Origin of the sequence: Neorhizobium sp. LjRoot104 (assembly GCF_964253725.1) — a bacterium.
Classification (GTDB): Bacteria; Pseudomonadota; Alphaproteobacteria; order Rhizobiales; family Rhizobiaceae; genus Neorhizobium.
This window is the reverse complement of sequence record NZ_CAXURS020000001.1, coordinates 3,753,598-3,772,554: the sequence shown is the minus strand read 5'-3', so window position 1 is coordinate 3,772,554 and position 18,957 is coordinate 3,753,598. Positions and strand designations below refer to the sequence as shown.

The 18,957-nt window shown below is 63.9% G+C and carries 10 protein-coding genes and 1 pseudogene; 9 read left to right on the top strand and 2 right to left on the bottom strand.

The annotated features are described in order from the left end of the window. Positions 1–227: 227 nt before the first annotated feature. From ACSQ8R_RS18555 to pbpC, 9 genes and pseudogenes are all read left to right on the top strand, one after another. Positions 228–2,084 carry a TRAP transporter large permease subunit gene (locus tag ACSQ8R_RS18555; RefSeq protein ID WP_436255516.1) on the top strand — a complete coding sequence of 619 codons (1,857 nt, stop codon included), beginning with the start codon at positions 228–230 and terminating at the stop codon, positions 2,082–2,084. A gap of 44 nt (positions 2,085–2,128) precedes the next feature. After that, positions 2,129–3,148, top strand: coding sequence for a TRAP transporter substrate-binding protein (locus ACSQ8R_RS18550; RefSeq protein WP_046638027.1), 1,020 nt, complete (start codon positions 2,129–2,131; stop codon positions 3,146–3,148). A gap of 35 nt (positions 3,149–3,183) precedes the next feature. Then, positions 3,184–4,059 (top strand): IclR family transcriptional regulator, encoded by an 876-nt coding sequence (locus ACSQ8R_RS18545; protein ID WP_436254726.1) that lies wholly within the window; start codon positions 3,184–3,186, stop codon positions 4,057–4,059. 16 nt (positions 4,060–4,075) lie between these two features. Further along, positions 4,076–5,245 (top strand): acetyl-CoA acetyltransferase, encoded by a 1,170-nt coding sequence (locus ACSQ8R_RS18540; protein ID WP_436254725.1) that lies wholly within the window; start codon positions 4,076–4,078, stop codon positions 5,243–5,245. Next, positions 5,242–6,882: pseudogene (locus ACSQ8R_RS18535) on the top strand (acyl-CoA synthetase); the annotation flags it as partial. The gene ACSQ8R_RS18540 and the pseudogene ACSQ8R_RS18535, both read left to right, overlap by 4 nt. A 135-nt stretch (positions 6,883–7,017) precedes the next feature. Next, complete coding sequence (locus ACSQ8R_RS18530) at positions 7,018–7,758, top strand: PCC domain-containing protein (RefSeq protein ID WP_436255515.1); 741 nt, start codon at positions 7,018–7,020, stop codon at positions 7,756–7,758. 2 nt (positions 7,759–7,760) lie between these two features. Beyond that, positions 7,761–8,510 carry an SDR family NAD(P)-dependent oxidoreductase gene (locus tag ACSQ8R_RS18525; RefSeq protein WP_436254724.1) on the top strand — a complete coding sequence of 250 codons (750 nt, stop codon included), beginning with the start codon at positions 7,761–7,763 and terminating at the stop codon, positions 8,508–8,510. Positions 8,511–8,636: 126 nt separating this feature from the next. Further along, the gene (locus ACSQ8R_RS18520) at positions 8,637–14,084 is read left to right on the top strand and encodes an alpha-2-macroglobulin family protein (protein ID WP_436254723.1); all 5,448 of its coding nucleotides are present in this window, start codon (positions 8,637–8,639) and stop codon (positions 14,082–14,084) included. Between the two features lie 16 nt (positions 14,085–14,100). After that, positions 14,101–16,182, top strand: a complete 2,082-nt coding sequence (gene pbpC, locus ACSQ8R_RS18515) for a penicillin-binding protein 1C (RefSeq protein WP_436254722.1) — start codon at positions 14,101–14,103, stop codon at positions 16,180–16,182. Between the two features lie 1,075 nt (positions 16,183–17,257). Here pbpC and ACSQ8R_RS18510 read toward each other — a convergent pair. Both ACSQ8R_RS18510 and ACSQ8R_RS18505 read right to left on the bottom strand, forming a co-directional pair. Then, positions 17,258–18,100 carry a dipeptide ABC transporter ATP-binding protein gene (locus ACSQ8R_RS18510; RefSeq protein ID WP_436254721.1) on the bottom strand — a complete coding sequence of 281 codons (843 nt, stop codon included), beginning with the start codon at positions 18,098–18,100 and terminating at the stop codon, positions 17,258–17,260. Next, positions 18,097–18,954 carry an ABC transporter ATP-binding protein gene (locus ACSQ8R_RS18505; protein WP_436254720.1) on the bottom strand — a complete coding sequence of 286 codons (858 nt, stop codon included), beginning with the start codon at positions 18,952–18,954 and terminating at the stop codon, positions 18,097–18,099. Before ACSQ8R_RS18505 ends, ACSQ8R_RS18510 begins: the two co-directional genes overlap by 4 nt. Positions 18,955–18,957: the final 3 nt, after the last annotated feature.

Here is an 18,957-nt window from a genome sequence, read left to right as displayed (position 1 = left end):
TTCAGCAAACTCCGGCAACTTGAAGAAGAATAAGATCCAGATAATGGACCATTGCGGATGGCTGGAGGAGCCGGACGCCGGGAGGAGAAGCGGGCACGCCGGAGAGGGGTGTGGTCCGCCTGGATTGCGGTTCGATCCGCGATCGATCCGGAGCGTTCTTCCGTCTGTCTCCTGCGCAGCACAGAGGAGGATGATGCGTGACGGCAGCCCATAACACGATCGAGCCCATGGATGAGGCTTCTCTGCTCGCCGGGCTCGAGGGCGTGGCGCCGCAGCAGAGCGGCTCCGCCTGGATGCGGCCGGCGGAGGCGATTGCCGCTGCCCTTCTCGTCGGCATCATCGCGCTTCTATTGGCAGGTGTCATTTCCCGCTATGTCTTCTCGCTGCCGGTCGTATGGATCGACGAGGTGGCATCGATTTCCTTCCTCTGGCTTGCCATGCTCGGTTCGGCCATGGCCGTCGATCGCAGCGAGCACCTGCGGCTGACCCTCTTCGTCGGCATGCTGCCGGAAAAGCTGCACGGCTTGGCGAATACGCTGGCTCTGCTGCTGATGGCGCTCTTCCTCGGCGTGATGCTGCGGCCGGCTTATGAATATGCCATCGAGGAATCTTACATCACCTCGGCTGCGCTCAACATTCCGATGAGCTTTCGCGCCGCGGCCCTGCCGGTCGGTGTCGGGCTGATGCTGATTCTGGCGGTCGTCAATGCGCTGAAGGGATCGACCTTCAGGCAGGTCGCCATGTCCGTGGTGATCATCGCCGCCGTGACGGCGCTTCTCTGGCTCGCCGGGCCAGGCCTGAAGCAGATCGGCAACTGGAACATCCCGATCTTCCTCGTCGGTTTCGTGGCGCTGTTCCTGGTTCTCGGCGTGCCGATCGCCTTCTGCTTCGGCCTCGGCACCCTGGCTTTCCTGACGTTTACGACCTCGGTGCCGGTGTTCGTGATGATCGGCCGCATGGACGAGGGCATGTCGAGCATCATCCTGCTGTCGGTGCCGATCTTCGTGCTGCTCGGCTGCGTGCTCGACGCGACCGGCATGGGCAAGGCGATCGTCGAGGTGCTGGCCTCGCTGCTCGGCCATGTCCGCGCCGGCATGTCCTATGTCCTGCTCGGCTCGATGTTCCTCGTCTCCGGCATTTCCGGTTCCAAGGTCTCGGACATGGCGACCGTCGCTCCGGCGTTGTTTCCGGAAATGAAACGCCGCGGCCACAAGCCGCCGGAGATGATCGCGCTGCTGGCGACCGGCGCGGCGATGGCGGAAACCGTGCCGCCGTCGATCGTGCTGATCGTGCTCGGATCCGCCGCGGGCGTCTCGATCGCCGGGCTGTTCACTTCCGGTTTCGCCATCGCCATGGTCCTGCTGCTGGTGCTGGCGATCCTTGCGCGCTGGAAGGCGCGGCACGAATCCATGGCTGGCGTGCGCCGTGCGCCGCTGTCGGTGATCAAGAAAGCGCTGCTGGTCGCTGCGCCCGCACTGGTATTGCCCTTCCTGATCCGCACAGCCGTCGGCGAGGGGATTGCGACCGCGACCGAAGTTTCGACGATCGCCGTGCTCTACGCGATGATCATCGGCGCGACGCTTTATGGCGGCATCAGCCTGAAGAAGCTCTATTCCATGCTGGTGGAGACGGCGGCACTCTCCGGTGCGATCCTGATGATCCTCGGCGCGGCCTCCGCCATGGCCTGGGCGCTAACCCAGACCGGGTTCGCGGCGCAGCTCGTCGAGGCGGTGCAGGGGCTGCCGGGCGGCTGGCTGACCTTCATGGGCGTCACCATCCTGATCTTCATGGTGCTTGGCTGCGTGCTGGAAGGCCTGCCGGCGATCGTGCTGATGGCGCCGATCATGTTTCCGGTCGCCCGTTCGCTCGGCATCAACGACATCCATTATTCCATGGTGGTGGTGACGGCGATGAATATCGGCCTGATGACGCCGCCGATCGGCATCGGTTTCTATATCGCCTGCAAGATCGGCAACGTCTCGCCGGACGAAGCCATGAAGGCCATCTGGCCCTATATCGGCGCGCTGATGATCGGCCTTCTGGTGATCGCTGCCGTGCCCTACTTCTCGACCGCCTTTCTCTAATGGCTGTGAGGCAAAAAACTGGGACGAAATCGGAGGAGGATTTCATGAACGTCAACCGCAGAACGCTTCTTTTGGGCGCGGCCACGACCGGCATCGCCACGACCTTTTCAATCCGCACGCGGCCGGCCAACGCCGCCGAGTTCACCTACAAGTTCGCCAACAACCAGGCGCTGACGCATCCGATGAACGTCCGCGCCAAGGAAGCGGTCGCCAAGATCCAGGAGGAGAGCGGCGGCCGCATGGCCATCAACATCTTCCCGTCGAGCCAGCTCGGCGCCGATACCGACATGCTGAACCAGGTCCGGTCCGGCGGCGTTGAAATGTTCAGCCTGTCGCCGATCATCCTGTCGACGCTGGTGCCGAATGCCTCGCTGAACGGCGTCGGTTTCGCCTTCCCGAGCTATGACAAGGTCTGGCCGGCGATGGACGGCGAACTCGGCAAATATGTTCGCGGCGAGATCGAGAAGAAGGGCCTGCTGACGCTCGACAAGATCTGGGACAACGGTTTCCGGCAGATCACCTCGTCCAAGGGGCCGATTACGACGCCGAAGGACCTCGAAGGTTTCAAGATCCGCGTGCCGGTGAGCCCGCTCTGGACCTCGATGTTCACCGCCTTCGGTTCGGCGCCCGCCAGCATCAATTTCGCCGAGACCTATACGGCGTTGCAGACGGGCATCGTCGACGGGCAGGAAAACCCGCTCGCCATCCTGACGACCGCCAAGCTGTTCGAAGTGCAGAAATACGTCTCGATGACCAATCACATGTGGGACGGTTTCTGGATCCTGCTCAACCGTCGTTCCTGGCAGGCGCTGCCGGCAGACCTGCAGGGTATCGTCTCGAAGCACTTCAATGCCGCCGCCGAGCTGCAGCGCAAGGACGTGATGGGCCTCAACGCCACCGTCCAGGCCGAGCTGGAAGGCAAGGGCATGAAGTTCAACAAGCCGGACGGCGCGCTTTTCCAGGAGAAGCTGCGTGCCGCCAATTTCTACAAGGACTGGAAGTCGAAATACGGCGACGAGGCCTGGGCGATCCTCGAAAAGGCTATCGGCAAGTCATTGAGCTGATCGGTAGCGGGCATGCATCTGATGGGAAGCGGCATATGCAACAGGTGATCGAGATCCCGTCGGGTCTTCGGGAAGGTGCCGTTTCCGGCTCGCAGGCGGTGGAGCGGGCGCTGCAGCTTCTCTCCATCGTCGGTCGCGGGGCGGAAAAGGGGGTGGCGCTGGCCGATGTGGTCGCCGATAGCGGCCTCAACAAACCCACCGCCCGGCGGCTGCTGATGGCATTGATGCGGTCCCGTCTCGTCGAGCAGGACGAGCTTACCCGCCGATATTATCTCGGCGGGGAGCTTTACGTACTCGGCATGCTGGCCTCGCGTCGGCATGGCCTCCTGGAAATGGCGGCCGAGAGCCTGAAGCGGCTCTCGGCCAAGTCCGCCGACACGAGTTTCGTCTCGATGCGGCGCGACGACTACGCCGTCTGTCTGCATCGCGAGGAAGGTACGCATCCGGTGCGCACCCACGCGCTCTTGACCGGCGACCAGAACCCGCTCGGCGTCGGCGCCGGATCGCTCGCCATGCTTGCGGCGTTGCCGGATGCGGAAATCGAGGCGATCCTCGGCCGCATTGAAGGCGTGATCGCCGCTCAATATCCGGGCTATTCGACGGATATCATCCGCGAGGATGTCGTCCGCACGCGTGAGCTTGGTTACGCGCTCAACCCCGGGCGGGTGATCGCCAATTCGTGGGGGATCGGCATGGCGATCCTGCTGCCCGACGGGCGGCTCGCCGGTGCGCTGTCGATCGCCGCGATCGACAGCCGCATGGGCGAGGCGCGCCAGAAGGAGCTTGCGGCACAACTGGCCCATGAGGTCGAGCGGGTGCAGGGCAAGCTGAAATCGCTGTTCAGTTCGGAAAACCCGGTGCTTCGAAAGGCGCCGCAGACGGCACGCTCGAGAACACCGGAACGTGCCTGAAACAAAGGAGAAGGTCATGGCAGGAGCAGAGATCGTCGGTTGGGCGCATTCGAAGTTCGGCAAGTCCGAAGCGGGCTCGACGCGGGAATTGATGGCCGAGGTGATCAATCCGGCCCTCGAACACGCCGGCATCACGGCGAAGGATGTCGACGGTATTTTCGTCGGGGTGTTCAATAACGGCTTTTCCAAGCAGGATTTCCAGGGCGCACTGGTGGCGATGGCGGCCGACGGGTTCGATCATGTACCGGCGGTGCGGATGGAGAATGCCTGCGCCACCGGCTCGGCGGCGCTCTATTCGGCGCTCGATTTCATCGCCTCCGGCCGCGGCAAGATCGCCCTGGTCGTCGGTGCCGAGAAGATGACCGCGCTTCCCACCAGGGAGACGGGCGACATCCTGCTGTCGGCCTCCTATCGCGAGGAGGAGGCGGATGTCGAAGGCGGTTTCGCCGGTCTTTTCGGCCGCATCGCCAGCCATTATTTCCAGCGCTACGGCGACCGTTCGGAAGAGCTTGCGATGATCGCGGCGAAAAACCACGCGAACGGCATGAAGAACCCCTATGCCCATATGCAGAAGGATTTCGGCTTCGACTTCTGCAACACGGTCTCCGAGAAGAACCCCTACGTCGCCGCGCCTTTGCGCCGTACCGACTGCTCGCTGGTATCCGACGGTGCCGCCGCCCTGGTGATCGCTTCGCCCGAAGTCGCAGCCGGCATGAAACGCGCGGTCGCCTTCAAGGCACATAACCATGTCAACGACATCCTCGCCATGTCGCGGCGCGACCCGATTGCCTTCGAGGGCGCCCGCATGGCCTGGCAGAAATCGCTCGCGGAGGCAGGCGTCTCGCTGGACGACCTGAGTTTTGTCGAAACGCACGACTGCTTCACCATCGCCGAGCTCATCGAATACGAGGCGATGGGGCTTGCCGAACCCGGCAAGGGATATCGCGTCATCCGCGAAGGCATCACCCGCAAGGACGGCCGCCTGCCGGTGAACCCATCGGGCGGGCTGAAATCCAAGGGGCACCCGATCGGCGCGACCGGCGTTTCGATGCATGTGATGGCGGCGATGCAGCTTTGCGGCGAGGCGGGCGACATGCAGCTGCCGAAGGCGACGATGGCCGGTGTCTTCAACATGGGCGGCGCCGCCGTCGCCAATTACGTGTCGATCCTGGAGCGGACGAAATGAATGCGATCAGTTCGGTAGCCGCTGGGGTTGCCGCCGACGATCAGGCCGAACCGAGGGGCGGGCTCAGCCCCCGCTCGACGCGGGTGATGAACCTTGCGCGCTTCGTGACGCAGGCGATGCGTCGCGAGCCGCAGGGCGTGGCACTGGTCTGGGCCGAGAAGACCTGGACCTGGGAAGAGTTCGAGACGCGCATCGACGCGATGGCCACGGCGCTGCAGCAGCGTTTCGGGGTGAGCAAGGGTGACCGCATCCTGGTCCAGTCGCAGAACTGCAACCAGATGTTCGAGAGCATGTTCGCCTGTTTCCGGATCGGCGCCGTCTGGGTGCCGACCAATTTCCGGCAGACGCCGGAAGAGGTGGCCTATCTCGCCAAGGCGAGCGGCGCGACTGGCCTGATCTGTAATGGGTCGTTTCCGGAGCATGCGGGCGTGGTGCGGGAGAGCAATCCGCAGATCGGTTTCGTCATCGCGATCGGCGAGGCGGAGTTCGGCCCGTCCTATGATGCCATTGTCGACGAGTTCGATCGCAAAAAGCCGGTCGAGGCGCGTGTCGAACGCGACGATCCCTGCTGGTTCTTCTTCACGTCGGGCACGACCGGCCGGCCGAAGGCGGCCGTGCTCACCCACGGCCAGATGGCCTTCGTGATCAACAACCATCTCTGCGATCTGATGCCCGGGGTGACATCCGCCGATGCCGCGCTGGTCGTCGCCCCGTTATCGCATGGGGCGGGCGTGCATCAGCTCACCCAGGTGGCGCATGGGGTAAAGACCATCCTGCTGCCGACCGAAAAATTCGATATCGACGCGGCCTGGGGGCTGATCGAAAAATGGCGCGTCTCGACCATGTTCACCGTGCCGACCATCCTGAAGCTGCTGGTCGAGCATCCGGCTGCCGAAAAATACGATCATTCCTTGCTGCGCTACGTCATCTATGCCGGCGCGCCGATGTATCGCGAGGACCAGAAGCGGGCGCTGAAAAGCCTCGGGCCCGTAATCGTGCAATATTTCGGGCTCGGCGAGGTGACCGGGGCGATCACCGTGCTGCCGCCCGCGCTGCATTCGCTCGAGGACGGCGAAGCCGCCAGGATCGGGACCTGCGGCATGGAACGCACCGGCATGCAGGTGTCGATCCAGAACGACGCGGGCGATGAGGTCGGGCCTTACGAGACCGGCGAGATCTGCTGCATCGGTCCGGCGGTGTTTGCGGGTTATTACGACAATCCGGAGGCCAACGAGAAGGCGTTCCGCAACGGCTGGTTCCGCACCGGCGATCTCGGCCATATGGATGCGGAGGGTTTCCTCTACATCACCGGCCGCGCCTCGGACATGTATATTTCCGGCGGCTCCAACGTCTATCCGCGCGAGATCGAGGAGAAGCTGCTCACCCATCCTGATATCAGCGAGGTGGCGGTGCTCGGCGTGCCGGATCCGCTGTGGGGCGAGGTCGGCGTGGCCGTCTGCGTCGCCAAGCCGGGTTCGGCGGTGACCGAAAAAGAGCTGTTCGCCTTCATCGACGGCAAGATGTCCCGCTACAAGATGCCGAAGCGCTTCATCTTCTGGGATGCGCTGCCGAAATCCGCCTATGGCAAGATCACCAAGAAGATGATCCGGGAAGAACTGCAGGCTCGCGGCGAGCTCAATAATGAGCCGGCTAATGATGTGCCCGCTCTGCGTCAACTGAAGCATCCCGGTCCAATTGCGCCTACCAGACGTGAATCGGTGAAGACGGAACTGAAGCCGGTCGAGGGCGTGCTCCGGCCTGGCGAAGTCTTCATGGCCGAGGTGGCGCGCATTTTTGCCGAGGCGGGCTGCAAGGGCGGCTTTCTCAATATCGAAGGCGGCGCCTGCGATCCGTTCCGGTATGTCCTGCCAGCCTTCTCGCCGGACGAGGATCATGTTGCCTGGTACAGCGCGACCTTCTCGCCGGAAGCGGGCGGCAGGTTCCAGGCTGCGACGGCCATGGTCGGCGAAAGGGACGGCGCGCCGTTCCTGCACTGCCACGGCATATGGGATACCGGCGAAGCGGCTCTGCGCATGGGGCATGTGCTGCCATTCGACAGCATCGTCAGTCGGCCGATCGCCGCCAAAGGTTATGGCAGCGCCACCGCGACCTTCTCGTCGATCCCCGATCCTGAAACGAATTTCACGTTGTTTTCCGCAAAGGGCGAGAGCGTCGAGGGCAATGGCATCCTGCTGCGGGTGCGCCCGAACGAAGATGTCGGAATGGCGATCGAAGACGTCTGCCGGGAGCACGGCATCGAGAACGCCCGCATCTATGGCATCGGCAGCATCAACGAGCCCGTTTTCGAGGACGGGCGCCGGATTGTCTGCCTCGCGACCGAGATCGCCATCGAGAACGGCGTGCTCGAAAACACACCGGATGGGCTGCGGGCCTCCATCGATGCCGCGGTCGTCGATACGGACGGCGTGATCCATCACGGCCGGCTGGCGCGGGGCGACAATCCGGTCGGCGTCACTTTCGAACTGGTCATCGTCGAAAACCGGGAGAACTGAACATGCGAAGCGTCGTCGTCACGGGTGCGGGATCGGGTATCGGCCTTTCGACGACGGAGTTTTTGATCGAGGCCGGCTGGCATGTGCTGGCGGCGGATCGCGATGCCGCAGCGCTCGAACGCTTGGTGGAACGGTTCGGCAATCGGACCGGTCTGCTCACCACCGTTCTCCTCGATATCACCGACGAGAAAGCGATCGCGGATCTCGGCCGTCGATGCCAGGCTCTTCAATATCCGCTGCAGGCACTGGTCAACAGCGCCGGCATCGGTTCGAACGTCCGGTTTGCCGATACCACGACCGATCAACTCAGGCGGATGTATGAAGTGAATGTCGTCGGCGCATTCGCGTTGTCCCAGGCGCTCGCCCCGATCATGCGGGAGAACGGCGGCGGCTCGATCGTCCACATCGCCTCGGTCTCCGGCATCAAGGGCAATCTCGGCCGCTCCGCCTATGGCGCGTCCAAGGGAGCGCTGGTGACGCTCACCAAGATCATGGCCGTCGAGCTTGCCGACGACCTGATCCGCGTCAACGCGATTGCGCCCGGACCGATCGAGACGCCGATGGTCAAGGAGAACCACACGGCGGTGACGCGCCAGGAGTGGAACCGCACTGTGCCGATGCGCCGCTACGGCCGGCCGGAGGAGATCGCGTCGGCCATCGCCTTCCTCGTCGATGAGCGGCAGTCCTCCTATGTGACCGGCCAGATTCTCGCCGTCGACGGCGGATTTACCGCTGCCGGGCTGATGGCCTGATCCGTTCCGGCACGACATTTTTCCTGTGACAATCTCTTCATAAAAAGAGGTTGCAAGGCTCGTTGACAAGTCGCTGGATAGATTAGAAAACTGCCAACTTCCGACGGCAGCCACGGGGGGACTCCTATGTCTAGGCGCGCGTTTTTCGGCTTTCTCGCTCTCATCGTTTCAGCATTCGCTTTCGTCTCGCCGCTGACGGCGGCCGAGCGGCGGATCGAAAGCACTCCGAACAGCGATTATCTCGGCTTCGATCTTCGAACCGTGAAGAATGTCAGCCAGCCCCAGTGCGAGGCGGCCTGCATCGGCGACAATGCCTGCAAGGCCTTCACCTATAACGAGAAGGCCAAATGGTGCTTCCTCAAGTCGGATTATAGCCAGCTCAACCCGTTCCAGGGCGCGACGGCCGGCAAGATCGTCGTGACGGCGATCGAACCCGATATCGGCGCGCCGCCGAAACTGACCTTCCTCTCGGAAGAAGTTCTCCAGCAGGCGCGTGACCAGAAGGAGGGCCTGACGCTCGGCGACAACCAGCAGGGCTACGGCGTCGAGAACCTGAAGACGATCGCCCAGGGCCAGGTCCTGGCCGGCAATGTCGATACGGCGATCTACAATTTCAAAGGCGCGCTCTCGATCATCCCCGAAGACGGTGCGCTGTGGATCGAGCTCGCCCGCGCTGCCAGCACCGCCAGGAACAACAGCACCGCCGATGGCGAAGGCACGCTTGCCGCGGTCAACGGCTACCAGCTTTCGCGCACCACGCAGACCCGTGCCGAGGCGCTGGCGGTTCTTGGTGCCGCGCTCGCCAAGCAGCAGAATTATCGCGCGGCGCTCAACGCCTACAAGGCAAGCCTTGCGCTGGTCAACGCCCGCACCGTGCAGGCTGCCTATAACGACCTGCGTGAACGCCAGGGTTTCCGCATGACCGGCAACACGGTCGATGCCGACAGCGCCAACCCGCGCGTCTGCGTGCAGTTCTCCGAGCCGCTGGTGAAGATCGGCGTCGACTATGCGCCCTTTGTCGTGCTCAACGGCCAGGCGCCGAAGGCGATGGAAGCCAAGGACAACCAGATCTGCGTCGAAGGCCTCACTCACGGCCAGCGCTACAAGCTGTCGCTACGCCGCGGCCTGCCGTCCTCCGTGGATGAGCCGCTTGTTGCGCAGGTCGATATCGACATCTACGTCAAGGACCGTTCGCCGACCGTGCGTTTCACCGGCGACAGTTTCGTGCTGCCATCGACCGCGCGCCGCGGCATCCCGATCGTCTCGGTCAATACCGAAAAGGCCAATCTGAAGCTCTACCGGGTCGGTGACCGCAGCATCGCACCGCTGCTCGCCAATTCTCAGTTCCTGACCCAGATGGACGGCTATAATGCCACCCAGATCGAGGAGCAGAGCGGCGAACTGGTCTGGCAGGGTACGATCGATATCGCCCAGGACCTCAACAAGGACGTGGTGACGAGCTTCCCGGTCGATGAAGCCCTGCCGACCCGCAAGCCCGGCGTCTATATGCTGACGGCGGCCGCCGCCAATGCGACGAGCCAGGAATACGATACCAAGGCGACGCAATGGTTCGTGGTGTCGGATATCGGGCTCACCACCTATGCCGGCACGGACGGCCTCAACGTCTTCGCCCGCTCGCTCGGCAGTGCCAAGCCGATGGCCGGCGTCGATCTGCAGCTTCTCGCCAAGAACAACGAAATCCTCGGCACGGCGAAGACCGATGCGGATGGCCGCGCGGTATTCACCGCCGGCCTGATGCGCGGCACCGCGGCCATGGTCCCGGCCGTGCTGGCCGCCCAGAACAACGGCCAGGACTATGTCTTCCTCGACATGTCCCGCGCCGGCTTCGACCTCTCCGACCGTGGCGTCACCGGGCGCCCGGCGCCCGGCGCGATCGACATCTTGCCCTGGACGGAGCGCGGCATCTATCGGCCGGGCGAAACCGTGCACGCCTCGGCGCTCGCCCGCAATATCGATGCGACGGCGATCGAGAACCTGCCGCTCACCTTCGTCTTCCTGCGCCCGGATGGTGTTGAGGACCGGCGCATGGTCAACAATGGCTCGCTCGGCGGTTACGCGCTCGACCTGCCGCTGCTGGCGACCTCGATGCGCGGCACCTGGACGATGCAGATCTTCACCGATCCCAAGGGTTCGGCGATCGGCGAAAAGACCTTCCTGGTCGATGACTTCGTGCCGGATCGCATCGAATTCGACATGGTGAGCGATGCCAAGCAGATTGCGATCGGGGAGCCGGTGCCGGTCAATATCGACGGCCGTTATCTTTATGGAGCGCCGGCCGCCGGCCTCGGCCTCGAAGGCGAGATCGCGCTGAAGACGACCCGCGAAAATCCGGCCTTCCCGGGTTACCAGTTCGGGCTCGTCGATGAAGAGGCGAGCGAGGCGGTGCGCATTCCGCTGGAAGAGCTCGAACCGCTTGACGACGACGGCAAGGCGACCTTCGACGCGACCGTCGCCGAAGCGCCTTCGACGACTCAGCTAGTGAATGCCGATATCGTCGTGCGCATGCAGGAGGCGGGCGGTCGCGCCATCGAGCGGTCGATCACCCTGCCGGTCAAGGCCGAAGGTGCGCGGATCGGCATCAAGCCGGAATTCTCCGGCGATCTCGGCGAGAATTCGGTCGGCAATTTCACAGTGATCATGGTGGACGAGGCCGGCAGGAAGCAGGCGGTGCAGAGCCTGCCCTGGAAACTGATCAAGATCGACCGCGATTACCAATGGTACCGCGAGGGTTCGTCCTGGCGGTTCGAGCCGGTGACCCGCACCAGCCAGGCCGCCAATGGCACGGTGAATGTCACGGCCGATGGCGGCAAGGTTTCCGTTCCGGTCAAATGGGGCCGTTACCGGCTCGAGGTCGAAACCGCCGATATCGGCGGGCCGACGTCCAGCGTCGAATTCGACGCCGGCTGGTTCGTGACCGCGACCTCGACGGAAACTCCGGATGCGCTGGAAATCGCGCTCGACAAGCAGAGCTACAAGGTCGGCGAAACGGCCAAGCTCAAGGTTTCGTCGCGTTACGCCGGCGAGCTGATGATCACCTCCGGTTCCGAGAGCCTGATCGCAGTCAAGACCGCGAGCATCGGCGCTGATGGCGGTGAGGTGGAGATCCCCGTCACCGCCGCCTGGGGCGCCGGTTCCTATGTGACCGCGACGCTCTATCGTCCCGGCCAGGCGCAGGAAAGCCGCATGCCGATGCGCGCCATCGGCGTCACCTGGCTGAAGGTCGATCCGGAAAGCCGCGACCTCTCGGTGTCGATCACCGCGCCGGAAAAGACTCTGCCGCGCCAGCCGCTGAACATCTCGCTGCAGGTCGCCGGAGCGGGCGCCAACCAGGACGCCTATGTGACCGTCGCCGCGGTGGATGTCGGCATTCTCAACCTCACCCGCTACCAGCCTCCGGCGCCGGATGACTGGTATTTCGGCCAGCGCCGCCTTGGCCTCGAAATCCGCGACATTTACGGCCGGCTGATCGACGGTTCGCTCGGTGCGACCGGGCGCCTGCGCACCGGCGGCGACGGTGGCAGCACGGCGCTGCAGTCGAGCCCGCCGAAGGAAAAGCTGATCGCCTTCTTCTCGGGTCCGATCAAGCTCGATGAGCAGGGCAAGGCGAATGTCTCCTTCGACATTCCGCAGTTCAACGGCACGGCCCGCGTCATGGCGGTTGCCTGGTCGAAGACCGGCGTCGGGCATGGCGTCAAGGACGTGGTGATCCGCGATCCGGTCGTGGTGACAGCCAGCCTGCCGCGCTTCCTGGCGCCCGGCGACCAGACCAATCTTCGGCTCGACATCGCCAATACCGATGCGCCGGCCGGCGACTATCAGCTTGCCATCACAACCAACAGGCCGGTCGCCGTCGATCAGAAGGGGACCGGAAAGATCACGCTGGCAGCCGGCGGCAAGTCGGATGTCACGCTTGCGCTTCGCGGCGTAGAACCGGGTGACGGGTCGATTTCGATCCGCCTGTCGAACGCCTCCGGCATGTCGCTGGACCAGGTGCTGGATATTCCGGTGCGGCCCGCCGCGATGCCGATCACCCAGCAGCGGCTGGTCGAGCTGAAGCCGGGCGCCAGCGTGACGGTCGATTCCAACCTCTTGGCCGACAGCATCCTGCCCGGTGCCTCGATCAGCGTGAATGTCAGCCGCTCGACCGCCTTCGACATTCCCGCATTGCTGATGAGCCTCAGCCGTTATCCCTATGGCTGCGCCGAACAGACGACCAGCCGCGCATTGCCGCTTCTTTATCTCAGCCAGATGGCGGTGCAGAACGGCCTTGCCGACGACACGGAGGTCAAGAAGCGGGTCCAGGATGCGATCTATCGCGTGCTGTCCTACCAGTCCTCGGCCGGCAGCTTCGGCCTCTGGGGTCCGGGCGGCGGCGATCTGTGGCTCGATTCCTACGTGTCGGACTTCCTCAGCCGTGCCCGCGAACAGGGCTACGACGTGCCGGAACAGGCGCTCGTCCAGGCGCTCGACAGCCTGCAGAATTCGCTCGGCTTCACCAACAACGTCAAGGATCAGGGCAACGAGATCGCCTATGCGCTCTATGTGCTCGCCCGCAACCGCAAGGCCGCGATCAGCGACCTGCGTTATTATGCCGATACGATGCTGAACGACTTCCCGACGCCGCTCGCCAAGGCGCATATCGCCGCGGCGCTGGCGCTTTATGGGGACGCGCAGCGGTCGAAGAATATCTTTGCCGCCTCGCTGCAGATGTCGCAGGACGCGCAGATCCACCGGGTGAGCCTGTCGCGTTCGGATTACGGATCGTCGCTGCGTGATGGCGCCGCAGTCCTGGCGCTCGCCGCCGAAAGCCGGCCGGTGCCGCCGATCGTTCCGGCGCTTGCCACCATCGTCGCCAAGGAATGGGGGCAGAAGAAATATACCAGCACCCAGGAACAGACCTGGATGCTGCTCGCGGCCCGCGCGTTGCAGAACGGTGACGACGGTCTGCGCCTGCAGGTCAACGGCGCCGACCATCGCGGCACGCTGATGTCGCAGATGACCGGCGATGCGCTGATCGGCCACCCGCTGACCGTCAAGAACAACAGCGCCGACCCGCTGTCGGCCTCGATCACCACGGTCGCGGCACCGGCCCAGCCGCTGCCGGCCGGCGGCGACGGGTTCCAGATCTCCCGTACCTATTATTCTATGGATGGCGAGGAGGCGAATGTCAGCGAGGCGCAGCAGAACGAGCGTTATGTCGCGGTGATCAAGATCACCGAAAGCAATAGCTGGCCGTCGCGCATCGTCGTCACCGATCTTCTGCCGGCCGGGTTCGAGATCGACAATCCGAGCATCGTCAACAGCGCCAGCCTCTCCAATTTCGACTGGATCGAAGAGGTGCAGGCGGCTCATACCGAGTTCCGCAACGACCGTTTCGTCGCGGCCTTCGACCGCAGTGCCGGCGACAACCGGGAGATCACGCTCGCCTATGTGGTCCGCGCCGTGACCCCCGGCGTCTACGATCATCCGGCTGTCCAGGTCGAGGACATGTATCGTCCGCAATTCTCGGCCCGCACCGCGACCGGCAAGATGGAGGTGCTGGCCGCCCAGTAAGCGGTAGCTCGTTTTGATGAAGCTCAGGTGGAAACTTTCGATCGGTCTTACTGTCGGGCTTGTCCTCGCGGCGGGGCTGATCGTTGGCCTCGATGCGGCCGACAGGGCCTATCCGCCGCCGCTCGAAAACGCGCGGGTGGTTTCCGCCGAAGTGCTGGATGCGGATGGCGAGCTGCTGCGCGCATTTGCGACGCCGCAGGGCCGCTGGCGGCTTCGCACGACGATCGAAAACGTCGATCCGCGTTTTCTTAAAATGCTGGTCGCCTACGAGGACCAGCGTTTCTACGAGCATGCCGGCGTCGATCCCTGGGCGCTCGGCCGGGCCGCGCTGCAGCTCGTCACCAACGGCCGTGTCGTCTCGGGCGCCTCGACGCTGTCGATGCAGGTGGCGCGGCTGATCGAGCCGCGCGAGAGCCGGTCTGTTGCGGCGAAGCTGCGCCAGCTTGTTCGCGCCGTCCAGATCGAGCGGCGTCTGTCCAAGACGGAAATCCTTGAACTCTATCTCACCCATGCGCCCTATGGCGGCAACCTGGAGGGCGTGCGGGCGGCGAGCCTTGCCTATTTCGGCAAGGAGCCGCGGCGGCTGACGGTGGCGGAAGCCGCCCTCCTCGTGGCCCTGCCGCAATCGCCGGAAAGCCGGCGGCCGGACCGGCATTTCAAAATTGCCCTGGCAGCTCGGGAGCGCGTGCTCCAGCGTTCTGCCGTCGCCGCCGTCACCGGCGACGGCGAGGCGGAACGGGCGGCGGGCGATGGCATCCCGAGGCGCCGGATGCAATTGCCGGCCTATGCGGCGCATCTCGCCGAAGCGGCGATCCGCAGGGAGCCGAAGGTCGGGCAGCACCAGACCACCCTAAAGCGCAGCATCCAGCAGGGGCTGGAGCAGGTCGCGAGGGAGGCCTCGGTCAAGCTCAGCCCGAAGGTCTCGGTGGCCATGGTGATGGCGGATATCACGACCGGTGCGATCGTCGGCGAGGTCGGTTCGGCCGATTATTTCGATGCGAGCCGCTCCGGCTGGGTGGACATGACGCGGGTCAATCGTTCGCCGGGCTCGACGCTGAAGCCGTTTATCTATGGCCTTGCCTTCGAGCAGGGGCTGGTCTCCCAGGAGACGATCATCGAGGACCGGCCGGCGGATTTCTTCGGGTACCGGCCGAAAAATTTCGACATGACCTATCAGGGCGATGTCAGCGTCCGGCAGGCGCTGCAATTGTCGCTCAACGTGCCCGCCGTGCGGCTGCTCGATGCCGTCGGTCCGTCGCGGCTGATGATCCGCTTTCGTCGCGCCGATGTGCGGCCGGTCCTGCCGGCCAACGAGGCGCCGGGTCTGGCGATCGGGCTCGGCGGCGTCGGCATCACGCTGAAAGATCTGGTTCAGGCCTATGCGGCGCTCGCCAACCGCGGCAATCCGATGCGGATCGGCAATGGCATCGAGGACCAGCCGGGGATGATCGACGGCGAGCCGCTGCTAGAGCCGCAGGCGGTATGGAACGTCGCTGATATTCTCTCCGACGTGCTGCCGCCCCAGGGCAGCCGAAGGCTCGGCATCGCCTACAAGACCGGCACGAGCTACGGCTATCGCGATGCCTGGTCGGTCGGGTTCGACGGGCGTTATGTGCTGGGCGTCTGGGTCGGGCGGCCGGATAATGGCGCGGTGCCGGGGATTGCCGGTTATCAGACGGCGGCGCCGATCCTGTTCGAGGCCTTTTCGAAATCCGGCGTGCCGATCACGCCGTTGCCGTCCGCGCCGCCGGGTGCCGTCCGCATTGCGCAGGCCGAGCTACCGATCAGCCAGAGGCGGTTCTCGATGACCGCGAACGGCCTCATTTCCGCTTCGACGCGCGAGCCGGCGCCGCAGATCGTTTATCCGCCGGAAGGCGCGCGCGTCGATCTCGGGGCGCAATCGGGCGATATTTCGCCGCTGGTCCTGAAGCTCCAGGGCGGCCGGGCGCCGTTCCGCTGGCTCGCCAACGGCAAGCCGCTCAGCGATCTGTCCCGCCGCCGCACCAGTGAATGGACGCCCGACGGCGCCGGATATTCGACACTGACGGTGATCGACGCCGTGGGGCGGGCGGCGAGTGTCCGGGTGTTCGTGGAGTGAAGACCGCTCGATAAAGCCGATGGAACGATCCGGCGGATTGGATCCTCGGGTCAAGCCCGAGGATGACGAAAGAGAGGGTGTGCCCGGCTGTCCCGGAGCAATCGGGTCCTCAAATGAAGGTTTTCACAAGTGGGACGACCGTTGTTTTCACCAGTCCTCCCAACACGCTCGTCAACCTCGGGCCTGACCCGAGGATCCACTCACCAAGGATTAGAGGCTCTTGGGATATCCACGGGTTTTCGCCCTTCGGCCAACACTTTTGAGCCCGCGCAGTCGCCTGCCGTGGTTTCAAAGATCGGAGAGCCCACACGAATGCGGAACCTCAATAAGTTTAGTTAGGTGGCTCCGCATTCGCGTGGCCTTCGGCGTCTTTTCGGGGCTTCCGGCCCCTACAGGTGAAAAACCTTGCCCCACTGCGTGGCTTTGTTCGCGGCTTCCTTTCGGGAAACCTTGCCACTTGGACGGCTCAACCGAACCCGGCCCGGCGGCCAGGGGGAGGCTTGATAGAGCGGCGTGCCTTTCGACTTGCCGCCCATGGCTTTTACCTCTTCCGCCATCCCCGCACGTTACGGCTTTGATGAAAGCGCCGGCCTCCGCCTGCCCGCGAACGTCTCGCGAAACACTCCGGCGACGGAAGCGGGAGGATTGTAGGCGGAAAGCTGGAGGCCGTGGATGAGAAATGGAGCAAGTCATTGAAGACACTGGAATGCGGCGATGAATTATCCACGGCAATCACCGAAAGACAGCATTGGAAGGCGTACCTCGCCATACCCCCCCTGTCCTGCCGGACATCTGCCCCTCAAGGGGGGAGATCGGCCAGAAGCAAGATCTTGCCCGACCAGGAGCCTTGAGATTGCCGAACTCCGCTTTCTGCCGACTTCCTGCCCCTTCCACAAATCACAGAGGGACCACTGATCACACCTCCTTCGATCTCCCCCCGGAGGGGGAGATATCCGGCAGGACAGAGGGGGGTGTGACACGGCACAAGCTCTTTCAAATCGCCCGACGACCGCACTCGTCAATTCTCCGAAATAGGACTTCCGGAAAGCATGATGCCGTCGCCTGGAAGGGCGTTCTAGGCTGCCGTCGCCGCCTTCTTCTTGGCAACACGAGCGCGGATGGAGTCGATATCGGCCTTCGGCGTCGCCTTGAAAAGCGTGCGGGTATAGTCGTGCTTCGGGTCGGAAAACACCTCGTCGCGGGTGCCGTATTCCACCGCCTCGCCGAAATACATCACCATCACCTCGTCGGCGATGTAGCGCACGACGGACAGGTCGTGGCTGATGAAGACGTAGGTGAGGTCGAACTCGTCCTGCAGGTCGGCGAGAAGGTTCAAGACCTGGGCCTGCACCGAAAGGTCGAGCGCCGACACCGGCTCGTCGAGCACCAGCAGCTTCGGTTTCATCATCAGCGCGCGGGCAATGGCGATGCGCTGGCGCTGGCCGCCGGAGAACATGTGCGGGTAGCGGTTGTAGTGTTCCGGGCCGAGGCCGACCTTGGTCAGCATTTCGCTGGCGCGGTCGCGGCGTTCGGCGGCCGACATGTCGGTGTTGATCGCCAGCGGTTCGCCGAGCACGTCGCCGATCTTCTGGCGCGGATTGAGCGAACCGTAGGGGTTCTGGAAGACGATCTGCACCTTCTGGCGCATGTCCTGGGTCAGGTGGCCGGGGCGGGTATCGACCGTCTTGCCGTCGATCAGGAGTTCGCCGCCGGTCGGTTCGTCGATGAAGGTCAGCATGCGGGCGAGCGTGGACTTGCCGCAGCCGCTCTCGCCGACGATCGCCAGCGTCTTGCCGCGTTCCAGCTTGAAGGAGACGCCCTTCACCGCATGGATGATCTTCTTCGGCTTGAAGAGGCCGCCTGGCAGTTCGTAGTCGCGCTTGATGTCGCGCACCTCGAGCATCGTATTGTCGGTCATGCTGTAACTCCCGGAGCGGGTTCCGGATTGCCGTCAAAGAAGGCGGAAACGGTGGTGAGGCGGTCGCCGATGGCGTTTTCCGGCAGCGCCGCCAGAAGCGCCTTGGTGTAGTTGCTTTTCGGGCTTTCGAAGAGGGATAGCACGTCGGCTTCCTCCATCTTGCGGCCCTTGTACTGCACGACGACGCGGTCGGCGGTTTCGGCGACGACGCCCATGTCATGGGTGATCATGATCAGGCCCATGCCGTTTTTCGCCTGCAGCGCCATGATCAGGTCGAGGATCTGCTTCTGGATCGTCACGTCGAGCGCGGTGGTCGGCTCGTCGGCGATGAGCAGCTTCGGATTGCAGGCGATCGCGATGGCGATCATCACGCGCTGGCACTGGCCGCCGGACATCTGGTGCGGAAAATGGTTCAGCCGCTCTTCCGGGTTGGGCAGGCCGACCTGGCTGAACAGTTCGATGGCGCGGGCGCGGCGGGCTTTTGCGTCGAGGCCCAGATGGATGCGCAGCACTTCCTCGATCTGGAAGCCGACCGTGAAACACGGATTGAGGCTGGCGACCGGCTCCTGGAAGATCATCGCGATATCCTTGCCGATCAGCTTGCGGCGCTCGGCCGGGCTGATGTTCTGGATGTCGCGGCCTTCGAAGAGCATGCGGTCGGCGGTGATCTTGGCGGTCCAGGGCAGAAGTCCCATGACGGCCAGCATGGCGACGGACTTGCCGGAACCGGATTCGCCGACGATTGCCAGGACTTCGGCCTTTTCGACCGAGACGGAGACGCCGTCGACGGCGCGGAACCAGCCGGTCGCGGTTTCGAATTCGACGGTGAGATTGTCGATTTGCAGAAGCGCCATTCT

Bases quoted from the DNA above. Each gene is read 5' to 3' on its own strand.
- pbpC (WP_436254722.1), top strand. From the start codon at position 14,101: ATGAAGCTCAGGTGGAAACTTTCGATCGGTCTTACTGTCGGGCTTGTC.
- ACSQ8R_RS18555 (WP_436255516.1), top strand. From the start codon at position 228: ATGGATGAGGCTTCTCTGCTCGCCGGGCTCGAGGGCGTGGCGCCGCAG.
- ACSQ8R_RS18520 (WP_436254723.1), top strand. From the start codon at position 8,637: ATGTCTAGGCGCGCGTTTTTCGGCTTTCTCGCTCTCATCGTTTCAGCA.
- ACSQ8R_RS18505 (WP_436254720.1), bottom strand. From the start codon at position 18,954: ATGGCGCTTCTGCAAATCGACAATCTCACCGTCGAATTCGAAACCGCG.
- ACSQ8R_RS18545 (WP_436254726.1), top strand. From the start codon at position 3,184: ATGCAACAGGTGATCGAGATCCCGTCGGGTCTTCGGGAAGGTGCCGTT.
- ACSQ8R_RS18525 (WP_436254724.1), top strand. From the start codon at position 7,761: ATGCGAAGCGTCGTCGTCACGGGTGCGGGATCGGGTATCGGCCTTTCG.
- ACSQ8R_RS18550 (WP_046638027.1), top strand. From the start codon at position 2,129: ATGAACGTCAACCGCAGAACGCTTCTTTTGGGCGCGGCCACGACCGGC.
- ACSQ8R_RS18540 (WP_436254725.1), top strand. From the start codon at position 4,076: ATGGCAGGAGCAGAGATCGTCGGTTGGGCGCATTCGAAGTTCGGCAAG.
- ACSQ8R_RS18510 (WP_436254721.1), bottom strand. From the start codon at position 18,100: ATGACCGACAATACGATGCTCGAGGTGCGCGACATCAAGCGCGACTAC.
- ACSQ8R_RS18530 (WP_436255515.1), top strand. From the start codon at position 7,018: ATGGCCGAGGTGGCGCGCATTTTTGCCGAGGCGGGCTGCAAGGGCGGC.